This is a genomic window from Roseateles flavus, from assembly GCF_039872765.1.
GTDB lineage: Bacteria > Pseudomonadota > Gammaproteobacteria > Burkholderiales > Burkholderiaceae_C > Roseateles_B > Roseateles_B flavus.
The window spans coordinates 1,156,858-1,170,657 of sequence record NZ_JBDPZC010000001.1 but is presented as its reverse complement, the minus strand read 5'-3'; the positions used below and the strand labels follow the sequence as shown (position 1 = coordinate 1,170,657).

The window sequence follows — 13,800 nt, the reverse complement described above, 5'->3', positions numbered from 1 at the left end:
CTCGGCCGCGAGCCGCGAGCCGGCTTCAGGCGAGCTTGAAGACCGCCACCGTCTGCGCCAGCTCGTCGGCCTGGTGCTGCAGGCTCTGCGCCGCAGCGGCCGACTCTTCCACCAGGGCGGCGTTCTGCTGGGTCATCTGGTCCAGCTGCGAGATGGCCGTGCCGATCTGGTTGATGCCGCTGCTCTGCTCGGAGGTGGCATGGCTGATCTCGTTGACGATGTGGCTGACACGTCCGATTGCCGCGGTGATCTCCTGCATGGTCTGCCCGGCATGGGCCACCAGGGCGGCGCCGGACTCCACGCTCTCGGTGCTGCTGGTGATCAGGGCCTTGATCTCCTTGGCGGCCTCGGCGCTGCGCTGGGCCAGGTTGCGCACCTCGGCGGCCACCACCGCGAAGCCGCGGCCCTGCTCGCCGGCGCGCGCCGCCTCGACGGCCGCATTGAGGGCCAGGATGTTGGTCTGGAAGGCGATGCCATCGATCACGGAGATGATGTCGCTGATCTTGCGCGACGAGGCACTGATGCGGTCCATCGTGGCGACCACCTCGCCCACCACCGTGCCGCCGCGCTCGGCCACGGCCGAGGCCTCGCGGGCCAGGTCGTTGGCCTGGCGGGCGGAGTCGGCGTTGTGGCGCACGCTGGCGGTCAGCTGCTCCATGGCCGAGGCCGTCTCCTCCAGGTTGGAGGCCGCCTGCTCGGTGCGGTGACTGAGGTCATGGCTGCCGGCCGCCACTTCCTTCGAGGCGGTGGCAATGCTGTCGGTGGCGTTGCGCACGCCGGAGACCACATCGCGGATGGCTTCCTGCATGCCCTGCACGCCGTGCATCATCTGGGCCGTCTCGTCCCTGCCACTGACACGGATGGTCTGGCTGAGATCCTGGCGCGCAATGCGCTCGGTGGTGTCCACCGCAACGCTCAGGGGTTCCAGGATGGAGCGGATGTTGAACAGGGTGTAGGCGCCGATCACGAGGATGCTCACCAGCATCACGCCGGTGAGGGCCAGGCGGATCTGCTTCTCCTCGCCGTCCAGGCGCGTGACTTCATCCTCTCCATGCTCGTCCACCAGCTTGGTCATCTCGCCCAGCTGCTTGTCCAGCGCACGCACCGGGCCCTTGATGGGCTCGGTGGCGCGGTTGGCCGTGGCGGTGTCGGGGAACTCACCCTTCTGGATGCGCTCCATGATGCCCTGGAAGCCCGTGCGGTACTCGGCCAGGGACTGGCGCATCTGCGCAGGCATCTTCTTCACGGCGGGGGCGATGTCCAGACGCTCGATGGTGTCCAGGCCCTTGTTGACCTTGCCGAAGGTCTCCTCCCATTCGCCCCGGTACTTGGCGACAGCCTTGTCGTCGACCAGATTGATCAGCAGGTCCTTCTCGTAGCGCCGCAGGTTGCCGATGCCTGCGCGCACGCTGGCGAGCTGGGTCAGGGTCTCGACGTCGTTGCCGACGTAGTGCTTGAACTGGGCCTTGGCGCGGGACAGGCTCCACAGCCCGTTACCGCCTATCACCAGCATGGCCAGCACGGCCAGGACCGCGAGCACATAGAGCCGGGTGCGAATCGTGTAGTTCCGGAGCGCGAGCATGGAATCCCCTTCAGGAACATGGGCTTGGCAAGCGTAGCCGCCGTGCAAGGGGCTTACAAGCGCCCAGCCCGATTAAGGGGTCACGTCTTGCGCCAAAGTGCCTCCATCGCAACAGCGAAGCGGCTGGTGATGCCCGCCTGCCGCTCGTGACGCCCCTGGACCAGGCGCGGCTGCCCGGCCACATGGACCGAGCGCAGCACGTCGCCCTGGCTGGCAAAGACCAGGCCGTCCAGCATGGCCGACGAGGGCAGGCCCAGCAGCCCGGAAGCCGCCGGATCCAGCTCCAGGAAGTCGGCCCGCGCCCCCACCTCCAGGCCCCATTGCCGCAGGCCGGCCGGTGCGGCGCTGCCCCGGCGCACGGCCTCGAACAGGCGGGCCGCGGTGGCGGGCTGCGTGCCGGGCTGCGCCGCGACATTGCGCTGCTGCAGGCCCAGGCGCTGGCCGTACTCCAGCCAGCGCAGCTCCTCGACCCAGCCGCGGCCGACGTGGCTGTCCGAGCCCAGGCTCAGGGGCACGCCCGCGGCCAGCCAGCCGCGCAGATCGCAGAGGCCGTCGCCCAGATTGGCCTCGGTCGTGGGGCAGATCACCGCGCTGGCGCCGCTGGCCGCCACGGCGGCGATCTCCTCCGGCGTGCTGTGTGTCGCGTGCACCAGGTGCCAGCGCGCATCGGGCCGGAAGTCTTCGCAGAGGTAGGCCATCGGTCGGCGGCCGGTGGCGGCCAGGCAGTCGCGCACCTCGGCCTGCTGCTCGCTGATGTGGATGTGGATGGGGAGGTCCGCATCGCCCACCAGCGCCTGCAGCGCGCGGATGTCCTCGGCGTGGGCCGCACGCAGCGAGTGCAGGGCGACGCCGGCATTCAGCAGCGGCCGGCCGGCGGCGTTGAGGCGCTGGCTGGCCTGCCAGACCCAGGCGGCGTCGGTGCGGAAGCGGCGCTGGTCCTCGCGCAGCGCGGGCTGCGCGAAGCCGGCATGGGCATAGAGGACCGGCAGCATCGTCAGGCCCAGGCCGGCCTCCGCGGCCGCATCGGCCAGGGCCCAGCTCATGGCCAGCGCGTCCGGGTAGGCGCTGCCGTCTTCCTGGTGCTGCAGGTAGTGGAACTCGCAGACCTGGGTGTAGCCGCCGCGCAGCAGCTCCAGGTAGAGCTGGGCCGCGATGGCCTGCAGCTGCGCGGGCGTGGTGCGCAGGGCGACGCCGTACATGCGGTCGCGCCAGGACCAGAAGTCGTCGCTGTCGCTGTCGCGCTGCTCGGCCAGGCCCGCGAAGGCGCGCTGGAAGGCGTGGCTGTGGGCATCGACCAGGCTGGGCAGCACGGGGCCCTGCAGCCGCGTGGCATCGGGCGGGCAGGCCTGGCCGGCCTCGACGGCGGCCCAGTGCCCGCGGGCGTCGACGCTCAGCAGCACATCGGCCTGCCAGCGGCCGTCGACCCAGGCCTGCGGCGCGAAGAAGCGGGGAGCGGCGCTCATGCGGCGGGCTTCCATTGCAGATAGGTCGAGAGCAGCTCGCGCAGCAGCGGCTGCACGCGCGCCGCCAGGGCCGGCTCGTAGGCATAGGGCGCGGTCTCGTTCATGTAGCAGCTCTGGCACATCTCCAGCTGCACGGCGTGCCAGCCATTGGCCGGCTGGCCGTAGTGGCGGGTGATGAAGCCACCCTTGAAGCGGCCGTTGACGACCTGGGTGTAGTCCTGCTGGGCGGCCTGCACGGCGCCGAGGCTTTGCGTGATCGCGGGATCGCAGCTCCTGCCCTCGGCCGTGCCCAGGTTGAGGTCGGGCAGCTTGCCTTCGAAGAGCCAGGGCAGCTCAGAGCGGATGCTGTGCGCATCGAACAGCAGGGCATGGCCGTAGAGGCTCTTGACCCGGTTCATCTCGGCCGTCAGGGCGCGGTGGTAGGGCAGCCAGTACCGCTGGCGGCGGCGGTCCTTCTCGACTTCATCAGGCGCCTGGCCTTCCTGGTAGAGCGGCTCGCCAGTGAAGAAGCGCGTGGGGCACAACTCGGTATTGGAGGCCCCGGGGTACATGGGCGTGTCCTCGGGCGGACGGTTGAGGTCGATCAGGTAGCGCGAGTACCGCGGCACGATGAGGCTGGCGCCCAGCTCCTCGGCGATGGCGCCGTAGAGCTGCTCCAGGTGCCAGTCGGTGTCCTCGCTGGCCAGGGCGCGCGGCACGTAGCGATGCTGCTGGTCCTCGGGGATCTCGTGGCCCACGTGGGGCATGGAGAGGATCAGAGGCGTGCGGCCTTGCCGCAGTCGGAAGGGTGCAGTCATGGAGGGCTCTTCGGAAGACGATCAGCCGCGCGGCACGCCGCCACGCACGGTGAGGCGCAGCGGGTTGCGGCCGAAGAAATAGGACAGCTCGTTCGGGTGATCGATATCCCACAGGCAGAAGTCGGCCCGCTGGCCGGCCTGCAGCTGGCCGCGGTCCCGCAGGCCCAGGGCACGCGCCGCGTTCACGGTGACGCCGCGCAGCGCTTCCTCGGGCGTCAGCCGGAACTGCGTGCAGGCCATGTTGAGCATCAGCAGCAGAGACAGTGTGGGCGAGGTGCCGGGGTTGTGGTCGGTGGACACGGCCATGGGCACGCCCGCCTCGCGCAGCGCGGCGACGGGGGGCAGCTTGGTCTCGCGCAGGAAGTAGTAGGCGCCGGGCAGCAGCACGGCCACGGTGCCGCTGGCCTTCATCGCGGCAATGCCGGCCTCGGACAGGTGCTCCAGGTGATCGCAGGACAGCGCGCCGAACTCGCAGGCCAGCTGGGTGCCGCCCTGGTCCGTGAGCTGCTCGGCATGCAGCTTCACCGGCAGGCCGAGCAGCCGGGCCGTCTCAAAGACGCGCCGGGTCTGGGCCGGCGTGAAGCCGATGCCTTCGCAGAAGGCGTCCACCGCATCGACCAGGCCCTCGCGCTTGAGCTTGGGCATCCAGTCGCAGACGGCCTGGATGTAGTCGTCCGCCCGGCCCTGGAATTCCAGCGGGATGGCATGGGCGCCGAGGTAGGTGGTGCGCACCTCCAGGCCCAGCTCGGCCAGACGGCGGGCCACGCGCAGCATCTTGGCTTCCGAGGCCTGCGAGAGGCCGTAGCCGGACTTGACCTCCAGCGTGGTCACGCCCTCGGCCATCAGCGCCAGCGCGCGGTGCGCGGCCTGGGCATAGAGCTGGTGCTCGCTGGCCTCGCGCGTGGCCGTGACGGAGGAGCGGATGCCGCCGCCGGCCCGCGCGATCTCCTCGTAGCTGGCGCCCTTCAAGCGCAACTCGAATTCATGCGCCCGCTGACCGCCGTAGACCAGGTGGGTGTGGCAGTCGATCAGGCCCGGCGTGACGACGGCGCCGGCCATGTCATGGACCTGATCCGCCGTGTTGGCGAGGTCGTCCGGCAGATCGGCGCGCGCGCCGACCCACAGCAGGCGGCCGTCCTGGGACAGCATCGCGCCGTCCTCGATCCAGCCCCATTCGCCGGCCGGCCCCGCCTCGTCGGCCATCGTGGCCAGGCGGCCCTGGGTCCACAGCGTGGTCTTGCTCATGCCTCGTCGCTCCATTGCATCCACCAGGCCTGCGCCGCAGCCCGGCCTTCGTCCTTGAACACGCAGCGCTGGGCCACGGGAGACTCGCACCAGGCCAGGCTCATGGGGCGCAGCGGCATGGCGCGGCCGCCGTGTTCCAGGACCCCGCCCTGCCCGGTGAACAGGCCCACCCAGCGCCCGGCGGGCTCGAGCGCCTCGCTCGCCGGCGTCACGGTCATGCGCCCCTTGCCGCGGCGGTGCATGAGGTTGAAGTCGCGGGTGATGCCGCCCAGCAGCGTGCAGTCGGGGCCCAGGGCGCCGTCGAAATGCAGGAGGTCGTCTCCCGGGCGCAGCTCGTAGTCGTAGAGGCAGACGCCCTCGCCGCGCAGCACGGCGAACCAGCGGTCCACGCCCTCGAACTTCGAGAAGGGGCCGTCGGCCTCGATGTCGGCCACGCTGAGGCGCAGGGTCCAGTCCGCGGCATGCGGCCAGGCCAGCAGCTCGCGGGTCCAGCCGCCGTTGTTCTTCCAGCGCTGCGGGCTGACGTCGTCGGCGCAGAGGATGCTCCAGCTCATGTCTCGAACCTTCCTTGAAGCAGGTAGCGCGAGCCCGGATGGGTCAGGCGCACATGGGTGACGGGCTGGCCGCGGCTGAAGGTGAGGCGCTTCAGCACCAGGCAGGGGTCGCGGCGGCTGATGCCCAGCAGTTTGGCCTCCTGCTCCGCGGGCAGCAAGGACTCGATGGTGTAGCGCGCCTCCGACAGCGGGGCCGCTTCCAGCAGGTAGTGGGTGGGCGTGGTCCGGGTGAAGTCCACGTCCAGGTAGCCGGGTGCGGACTCGGGGTTCACGAGCCGGTCTTCCACCTGAATGGGCACGCCGTTCTCCAGATGGACGATCAGGCTGTGAAACAGCGCTGCGCCGGCCTTGAGCCCGAAGAGCGCGGCCTGCGCCTCGTCCGCCTTGATGCGCGCGAGGCTCACCACGCGGGCCTCGTGGCGGTGGCCGCGCTCGGCGATCTCGTCATGCACGTCCCGCACGGTCAGCGTGGAGGAGATGCGGTGGATCTGCGCCACGAAGCTGCCCACACCCTGCACGCGCTCGACCAGGCCTTCCTGGTGCAGCTCGCGCAGCGCGCGGTTGACCGTCATGCGCGAGAGGCCGAACTGCGCGGAGAGCTCGGCCTCCGAGGGCAGCAGGTCGCCCGGGACCCAGTGCCCGCTGGCGATGCCCTCGCGCAGGTGGTTCTTGACCTTGAGGTACTGCGGACCAGGCGCGCTGGATGCAGCAACAGCAGGGAAAACAGGAGGACTGGCCATGGCCTGGATGGTAGTTGACTTTACTTGTATAGACAACTAGAGTCCGTCTCATTCCAGACCCGGCCACCCACCCTTCCCGCCCGGTGCCGGCCTTGATTCAACGAAGGAGACACCCCATGTCCGCACAAGCCCGTGTCGTGCGTGCCCCCACCGGCACCACCCTGCATTGCAAGAGCTGGCTCACCGAGGCCGCCTACCGCATGATCCAGAACAACCTGGACCCGGTCGTGGCCGAGAACCCGGCCGAGCTGGTGGTCTACGGCGGCATCGGCAAGGCTGCGCGCAACTGGGAGTGCTTCGACGCCATCCTGGCCACGCTCAAGGACCTCAACGAGGACGAGACCCTGCTGGTGCAGTCCGGCAAGCCCGTGGGCGTGTTCAAGACGCATGCCGACGCCCCGCGCGTGCTGATCGCCAACTCCAACCTCGTGCCGCACTGGGCCACCTGGGAGCACTTCAACGAGCTGGACCGCAAGGGCCTGATGATGTACGGCCAGATGACGGCCGGCAGCTGGATCTACATCGGCACGCAGGGCATCGTGCAAGGCACTTACGAGACCTTCGCGGAAGCCGGCCGCCAGCATTACGGTGGCTCGCTGGAAGGCCGCTGGGTGCTCACCGCCGGCCTGGGCGGCATGGGCGGCGCACAGCCGCTGGCCGCCACGTTTGCCGGCGCCGTTTCGCTGAACATCGAGTGCCAGCAGTCGCGCATCGACTTCCGCCTCAAGACCCGCTACGTGGACGAGCAGGCCCGGGACCTGGACGACGCCCTCGCCCGCATCGCCAAGTACACCGCCGAGAAGAAGGCCATCTCCATCGCCCTGCTGGGCAATGCCGCCGAGATCCTGCCCGAGCTGGTGAAGCGCGTGAAGGCCGGCAGCGCCATCAAGCCTGACCTGGTGACGGACCAGACCTCCGCCCACGACCTGATCAACGGCTATCTGCCCGCAGGCTGGACCGTGGAGCAATGGAAGGCCGCCGCGGCCGACCCGGCCCAGCACGCCGACCTCAAGGCCGCTGCCGCCCGCGGCTGCGCCGTGCACGTGCAGGCCATGCTGGACTTCCAATCGATGGGCGTGCCCACCGTGGACTATGGCAACAACATCCGCCAGGTGGCCCTGGACCAGGGCGTGAAGAACGCCTTCGACTTCCCCGGCTTCGTGCCCGCCTATGTGCGCCCGCAGTTCTGCGAAGGCCGCGGCCCCTTCCGCTGGGTGGCGCTGTCCGGTGACCCGGAAGACATCGCCAAGACCGATGCCAAGATCAAGGAGCTCTTCCCCGAGGAGGCCCGCGTGCACCGCTGGCTGGACATGGCCGCCGAGCGCATCGCCTTCCAGGGCCTGCCTGCGCGCATCTGCTGGCTGGGCCTGGGCCAGCGCCACATCGCCGGCCTGGCCTTCAACGAGATGGTGCGCAAGGGCGAGCTGAAGGCGCCCATCGTGATCGGCCGTGACCACCTGGACAGCGGCTCCGTGGCCAGCCCCAACCGCGAGACGGAGTCGATGATGGACGGCTCGGACGCCGTGTCCGACTGGCCGCTGCTCAACGCCCTGCTCAACACCGCCGGCGGCGCGACCTGGGTGTCTCTGCACCACGGGGGCGGCGTGGGCATGGGCTTCTCCCAGCACAGCGGCGTGGTGATCGTCTGCGACGGCACGGAAGCCGCCGACAAGCGCCTGGCCCGCGTGCTCTACAACGACCCGGGCACCGGCGTGATGCGCCATGCCGATGCAGGCTACGAGATCGCGAAGAAGGCCGCCAAGGAACGCGGCCTCCACATGCCGATGTTGTAAGCCCACCCCCTACGCGCTTCGCGGTCTAGCCGACCGCGTCAGGCCAGAGGCCTGACTCCTTGGCAGGCACAAATGGCATGCCATTTGTGTCCAGCCTCAGCCCCCTTCGAGGGGGCGAGCCCGCTGGCCCGGCGAAGCCGGATCCTCGGGCTCTGCTCGGACCACAGCCCAATCCATGAATGCCATGACCACTCTCGAATTGACCCCCGGCCAGCTGACGCTGGACCAGCTGCGCCAGATCCGCCACGGCGGTGTGCGCATCGCCCTGCACGCCTCGGCGCGCGAGACCATCCGCCGCTCCGCTGCCATCGTGCAGGCCCATGCCGCCGGTGACGCGGCCGTCTACGGCGTCAACACCGGCTTCGGCAAGCTGGCCTCGACCCGCATCAGCAAGGACGACCTCGCCACCCTGCAGTTCAACCTGATCCGCTCGCACTGCGTGGGCGTGGGCGCGCCGCTGGCGCCCGGCGTGGTGCGCCTGATGCTGGCGACCAAGGCCGCCTCGCTGGCCCGCGGCTTCTCGGGCGTGCGCGAGGAAGTCGTGCAGAGCCTGCTGGACGTCTTCAACGCCGGCCTGGTGCCCTATGTGCCCAGCCAGGGTTCGGTGGGCGCCTCGGGCGACCTGGCCCCGCTGTCCCACATGACCCTGGCGCTGCTGGGCGAAGGCGAGATGCTGGTCGACGGCCAGCGCCGCCCCGCCCGCGAGGTGCTGGCCGCCGCCGGCCTGCAACCCCTGGTGCTCCAGGCCAAGGAAGGCCTCGCCCTGATCAACGGCACCCAGACTTCCACCGCCCTGGCCCTGGAAGGCCTGCTGCGCTTCGAGACTGTCTACGCCGCCGCCATCGTCTCGGGCGCCCTGAGCCTGGACGCCGCCCGCGGCAGCGACGGCCCCTTCGACCCGCGCATCCACGAGGTGCGTGGCCAGCCAGGCCAGATCGAATCGGCCAAGGCCTACCGCCAGCTGCTGGCGGGCAGCGCCATCCGTGCCTCTCACAAGGAAGGTGACGAGCGCGTGCAGGACCCCTACTGCCTGCGCTGCCAGCCCCAGGTCATGGGCGCCTGCCTGGACCAGTCCCGCTATGTGCGTGACGTGCTGCTGCGCGAGGCCAATGCCGTGACAGACAACCCGCTGGTCTTCGCCCAGGAAGACGGCAGCAGCTACATGGTCTCGGGCGGCAACTTCCACGCCGAGCCCGTGGCCCTGGCCGCCGACGCCCTGGCCTGCGCCATCGCCGAGGTGGGGGCCATCGCCGAGCGCCGCATCGCCATGCTGATCGACGCCGGCGTCTCGCGCCTGCCGCCCTTCCTGACCGCCAACGCCGGCCTGAACTCGGGCTTCATGATCGCCCACGTCACCGCCGCCGCCCTGGCCAGCGAGAACAAGAGCCTGGCCCACCCGGCCAGCGTGGACTCCCTGCCCACCAGCGCCAACCAGGAAGACCACGTCTCCATGGCCACCTTCGGCGCCCGCCGCCTGGGCCAGATGCTGGACAACACCGCCCACATCATCGGCATCGAGCTGCTGGCGGCCGCCCAGGGCATCGAGTTCCTGCGCCCGCTGAAGAGCTCGGACGCCCTGGAGAAGGCCCACGCCCTGATCCGCCGCGACTGCCGCGCCATGCCCACCGACCACTACCTGGCGCCGGACATCGAGCGCGCCTTCGCGCTGGTCGAGGGTGGCGAGCTCTCGGCCCTGACCGGTGAGGTGGGCCAGCTCAGCGTCCTCCCCTGAAGCCACGCCTCGCAAGCCGTCGGCCCCACCCCCTTGCCTGAGGGGGGCGGGGCCTTTTTTCGTGAAGTGCGGCGCGCCGGGGCTGGCGCTGTTTGTAACTTGATGCAAGCCAAGCCGGCCGGGAGCGGAAAATCCGGGTGAACCCTGATCCCGATCCATGCGTGCCCTGTTCGTCCTGTTCGTCTGCAGCCTGATCGCGCTGGCTGCACAAGCCCAGCGCGTGGCCTTCATCAACCCGGGCCTGCATGACGAGACCTACTGGGTGACGGCCGGCGAGGCCATGCAGCAGGCGGCCCGCAGCCTGGGGCAGAACTTCGAGCAGCAGTTCGCCGAGCGCGATCCCGAGCAGGCCCTGCGCATTGCACGGGAGCTGGCCGCGCGCCCCGCGGGCCGGCGGCCCGACTACGTGGTGCTGGTCAATGAGAAGGGCACCCTGGTGGAGGCCTCGCGCATCCTCGCCGGTGCCGGCATCAAGACCTTTGCCGCCTTCAGCGGGCTGCTGCCCCAGGAGCGCCCGGCTTGGTCGCCGCGCCAGGGCCTGCCCCTGCTGATCGGCAGCCTGGAGCCGCGGGCCGAGGACGCCGGCTACCTCACCGCCCGAGCCCTGATCGCGCAAGGGCGCCGTATGCGCCTGCAGGGCGCCGACGGCAAGCTGCACCTGCTGGCGATCTCGGGCGACCGCTCAACGCCGGTCTCCATTGCCCGCACCGAGGGCATGCGCCGCGCCGTGGCCGAGCAGCCCGATGTGGTGCTGGACCGTGTGGCCTTCGGCGACTGGCGCAAAGACCTGGCCGCCGAACTGGCCAGCGAGCTGCTGGCCGCCTACCCCGAGGCTCGCCTGCTGTGGGCCGGTTCCGACCAGATGGCCTTCGGCGCCATGCAGGTGGCCCGCAGCCACCAGCTGGAGCCCGGACGGCAGATGCTGTTCTCCGCCATCAACACCTCGCCCGAGGCCATGCAGGCCCGCATCAAGGGCGAACTCAGCGCCCTGGCCGGCGGCCACTTCCTGTGCGGTGCCTGGGCCCTGGTGATGATCCACGACCACCACCGCGGCCACGACTTCAGCGACCTGGGCCTCATGCAGCAGCACGGCATGTTCACGCTCTTCAGCGCACAGGACGCCGAGCGCTTCCTCGCGCGCCATGGCAAGGGCCTGAGCGGCCTGGACTTCCGCCGCTACAGCCGCGTCCTCAATCCCGGCCTGACCCGCTACACCTTCGACGCCCGGGTTCTGCTGCGCTGAGGCGGACTCAGTACCGGCCCGTCGCCCCCGCCACCCGCAGGTAGACATAGGCCGCCCAGGCCACCAGCCCCCGCCGCAGCACGGCGCGCAGGCCGGTACCCACGGCGCGTTCATCAGCGATGCACACCGAGCCCGTCAGTGCGGTCTCGAAGGCCGCCGCCACCTCGCCCGCCACGGCCTCGTCCTCAACGACCACATTGGATTCGAGGTTCAGCAGCAGGGACAGCGGGTCGATGTTGGAGCTGCCCACCGTGGCCCAGCGGCCGTCCACCACGGCCACCTTGGCGTGCAGGAAGGCCTGGGTGTATTCGTAGATGCCGATGCCGCGGCTCAGCAGTTCGGCATAGAGCGCATGGGCGGCCATGGCGGCGATGCGGTAGTCCACCTTGCCCTGCAGCAGCAGGCGCACCCGAACCCCGCGCCGGGCGGCGCCCAGCAGGGCCCGGCGGAAGGCCCGGCCCGGGTAGAAATAGGGCGTGACCAGGTCCACCGTCTGCTGCGCACCGCGGATGGCCTCGATATAGGCCCGCTCGATGGTGCGGCGCTGACGCAGGTTGTCCCGCAGCACGAAGGCCGCGCAGACCGGCGGCATCGCGTGACCGGTGTCGATGTCGTCACGGCCCGGCATGCGCAGGCGCCGGAACAGGCGGCGCATGCGCTGCAGCGGCTCGGGGCTTCGCACCAGGGCCAGGAGCTCCTCGCCGAAGTCGCGGCCCAGCCAGGCGCGGGTCCAGACGGCGCGCGCCGCCTGCTGCACCGGCTCCACGACGGGGCCGCGCAGGCCCAGGGCGAAGTCCAGGCGCGGGGCGTCCAGCTGGCCGTGGTTGAGGTCCACGCGGTCGCCGATGATGTTGATGCCGCCCACGAAGGCCTGCTCGCCGTCCACCACGCAGAGCTTCTGGTGCAGGCGTCGCAGCTGCCCCGGCTGCAGCCAGCGCCACCAGCGGTCCATGGGCCGGAAGATGGCCAGGGCCACGCCGCTGCCGGCCAGCTGTTCGCTCAGCCAGACCAGGCTGGCCTTGGAGCCGAAGCCGTCCACGACCACGCGAACGCGCACGCCGCGCGCCGCCGCGGCCCGCAGCGCGGCCACCAGGGAGGCGCCAGCTTCGTCGTGGTGAAAGATGTAGGTGGCGAGCCAGACTTCGTGCCGCGCCTGCGCGATGGCCGCCTCCTGTGCGGGGAAGAGCTCATCGCCGCCGCGCAGCAGGCGCACCTCGTTGCCGCCGCTGAACTGCGGCCGGGACACGGCATGCCAGCTCAGCTGGTGCCCGAGGTCTGCCATGGTTCAGGCGAGCTCCAGCTCCGCCAGCAACGGCAGATGGTCCGACATGCGGGCCCAGCTGCTGCCGCGCGGCACCTTGAGCCGGTGGCATTGCAGGCCCCGGGTGTAGATGCGGTCCAGCGCGAACACCGGCACCCGCGAAGGAAAGGTGGCCGGGCGTGCGCGGCCGGCAGGGTCCTCGGCGCGGAACAGGCCGCAGTCGCGCATGGCCGGATCCAGGCGCTCGCCCCAGTCGTTGAAGTCGCCCGCCACGATGAGGCGGGCGCCGGCCGGCACATGGGCGTCGATGAACTCGGCCAGGCGCTGCACCTGGCGCACGCGGCTGCTGTGCATCAGGCCCAGGTGGGCCACCACCGCATGCAGCTCCTGCCCCTGCCAGCGAACGGGCACGTGCAGCAGGCCGCGCTGCTCGAAGCGGTGGTCGGAGACGTCGTGATGGCCGATGTCCCCCAGCGGGAAGCGCGACAGCAGGGCATTGCCATGCTCGCCATGCTTGGTCACCGCGTTGGTCCGGTAGGCGACCTGGTAGCCGTCCGGCGCGAGGAAGTCGGCCTGCCCTTCCTCGGGCCAGCCGAAGAAGGTGTGGTTGAACTGCCGTGCCTCGCGGTGGTGGAAATGCCGCACCTCCTGCAGGAAGACCAGGTCCGCCTCCAGTGCCTCGATGCCGAGGCCCAGGTTGTGGATCTCCAGGCGCTTGGCGGGCCCCAGGCCGCGCACACCCTTGTGGATGTTGTAGGTGGCCACCTTCAGCCTGGCGGCGCTTCCCTGGCGGGCCGCGGGCGGCTCGGGGGCGAAGCTGGAATGGCGGAAGCCACCGGTGCGCATCAGCGGGCCTCCTTCCCGGCGCTGCCGCTGAAGCGCGCCAGGTGCAGGATGGCCTCGGCATTGGAGGGGGAGAAGCAGAGGTCCGCCGCCTCGCGCCAGGGCAACCAGCGGTACTGCAGGTGCTCGCGCGGCGCCAGGCGCACCGGCGTGCCGGCGGGCACCGTGAGGCCGAAGACATGCTCGGTGTTCTGGGTCACCCCCGGCGCATAGCGGTGGCGCCAGACGGGGTAGATCTCGTAGACGTTGGCCAGTGCCCAGTCCTGCAGGGCCGTTGCGGGCACCTCGGGGGTGCCGACGCAGATGCCGGTCTCCTCCTGGACCTCGCGGCAGGCGGTGTCGGCCAGGGGTTCGTCCAGGCTGTCCTTGGAGCCGGTCACGCATTGCCAGAAACCCGGGCGGTCGGCGCGTTCCAGCATCAGCACCTGCAGGTCGGGCGTGTGGATCACGACCAGCACGGACTCAGGGATCTTGTAGGGGCGCTCGGCCACCGGGTGCGGTGCGGCAGCGGAATGAACGGCAGGACTGGCGGACATGCGTGGAAGCA

12 protein-coding genes are annotated in these 13,800 nt (G+C 70.5%); 3 read left to right on the top strand and 9 right to left on the bottom strand.

Annotated features, from left to right (window positions below):
- Positions 1-25: 25 nt before the first annotated feature.
- The 6 genes from ABDJ40_RS05265 to hutC all read right to left on the bottom strand — a co-directional run bounded on the left by ABDJ40_RS05265 (position 26) and on the right by hutC (position 6,381).
- Positions 26-1,582, bottom strand: a complete 1,557-nt coding sequence (locus ABDJ40_RS05265; RefSeq protein WP_347606983.1) for a methyl-accepting chemotaxis protein — start codon at positions 1,580-1,582, stop codon at positions 26-28.
- Positions 1,583-1,662: 80 nt separating this feature from the next.
- The gene (locus tag ABDJ40_RS05260) at positions 1,663-3,045 is read right to left on the bottom strand and encodes a formimidoylglutamate deiminase (protein WP_347606980.1); all 1,383 of its coding nucleotides are present in this window, start codon (positions 3,043-3,045) and stop codon (positions 1,663-1,665) included.
- A complete protein-coding gene (gene hutG / locus ABDJ40_RS05255; RefSeq protein WP_347606977.1) occupies positions 3,042-3,842 on the bottom strand; it encodes an N-formylglutamate deformylase in 801 nt (266 codons plus the stop codon). The genes ABDJ40_RS05260 and hutG overlap by 4 nt, the downstream gene beginning before the upstream one ends.
- A 21-nt stretch (positions 3,843-3,863) precedes the next feature.
- Positions 3,864-5,087 carry an imidazolonepropionase gene (gene hutI / locus ABDJ40_RS05250; protein WP_430765596.1) on the bottom strand — a complete coding sequence of 408 codons (1,224 nt, stop codon included), beginning with the start codon at positions 5,085-5,087 and terminating at the stop codon, positions 3,864-3,866.
- Positions 5,084-5,641, bottom strand: a complete 558-nt coding sequence (locus tag ABDJ40_RS05245; protein WP_347606974.1) for a HutD/Ves family protein — start codon at positions 5,639-5,641, stop codon at positions 5,084-5,086. Before ABDJ40_RS05245 ends, hutI begins: the two co-directional genes overlap by 4 nt.
- Entirely contained in the window at positions 5,638-6,381 is a 744-nt protein-coding gene (hutC, locus tag ABDJ40_RS05240) for a histidine utilization transcriptional repressor HutC (protein WP_347606971.1), read from the bottom strand. Before hutC ends, ABDJ40_RS05245 begins: the two co-directional genes overlap by 4 nt.
- A gap of 116 nt (positions 6,382-6,497) precedes the next feature.
- Between hutC and hutU the strand changes: the two genes are divergently transcribed.
- The 3 genes from hutU to ABDJ40_RS05225 all read left to right on the top strand — a co-directional run bounded on the left by hutU (position 6,498) and on the right by ABDJ40_RS05225 (position 11,149).
- Entirely contained in the window at positions 6,498-8,174 is a 1,677-nt protein-coding gene (gene hutU, locus ABDJ40_RS05235) for a urocanate hydratase (protein WP_347606968.1), read from the top strand.
- 175 nt (positions 8,175-8,349) lie between these two features.
- Positions 8,350-9,906: a histidine ammonia-lyase gene (gene hutH / locus ABDJ40_RS05230; protein ID WP_347606965.1), complete on the top strand. Its 1,557-nt coding sequence runs from the start codon at positions 8,350-8,352 to the stop codon at positions 9,904-9,906.
- Between the two features lie 157 nt (positions 9,907-10,063).
- Positions 10,064-11,149, top strand: coding sequence for an ABC transporter substrate-binding protein (locus ABDJ40_RS05225; RefSeq protein ID WP_347606962.1), 1,086 nt, complete (start codon positions 10,064-10,066; stop codon positions 11,147-11,149).
- 7 nt (positions 11,150-11,156) lie between these two features.
- On the opposite strand, the gene clsB is transcribed toward ABDJ40_RS05225, so the two are convergent.
- The 3 genes from clsB to nudB are packed head-to-tail and all read right to left on the bottom strand — an operon-like array spanning position 11,157 to position 13,789.
- Positions 11,157-12,431, bottom strand: a complete 1,275-nt coding sequence (gene clsB / locus ABDJ40_RS05220; protein ID WP_347606959.1) for a cardiolipin synthase ClsB — start codon at positions 12,429-12,431, stop codon at positions 11,157-11,159.
- Between the two features lie 3 nt (positions 12,432-12,434).
- On the bottom strand, positions 12,435-13,256 hold the full coding sequence (locus ABDJ40_RS05215; RefSeq protein ID WP_347606956.1) for an endonuclease/exonuclease/phosphatase family protein: 822 nt from the start codon (positions 13,254-13,256) through the stop codon (positions 12,435-12,437).
- Positions 13,256-13,789 (bottom strand): dihydroneopterin triphosphate diphosphatase, encoded by a 534-nt coding sequence (gene nudB, locus ABDJ40_RS05210; RefSeq protein ID WP_347606953.1) that lies wholly within the window; start codon positions 13,787-13,789, stop codon positions 13,256-13,258. The genes ABDJ40_RS05215 and nudB overlap by 1 nt, the downstream gene beginning before the upstream one ends.
- Between the last annotated feature and the right edge of the window lie 11 nt (positions 13,790-13,800).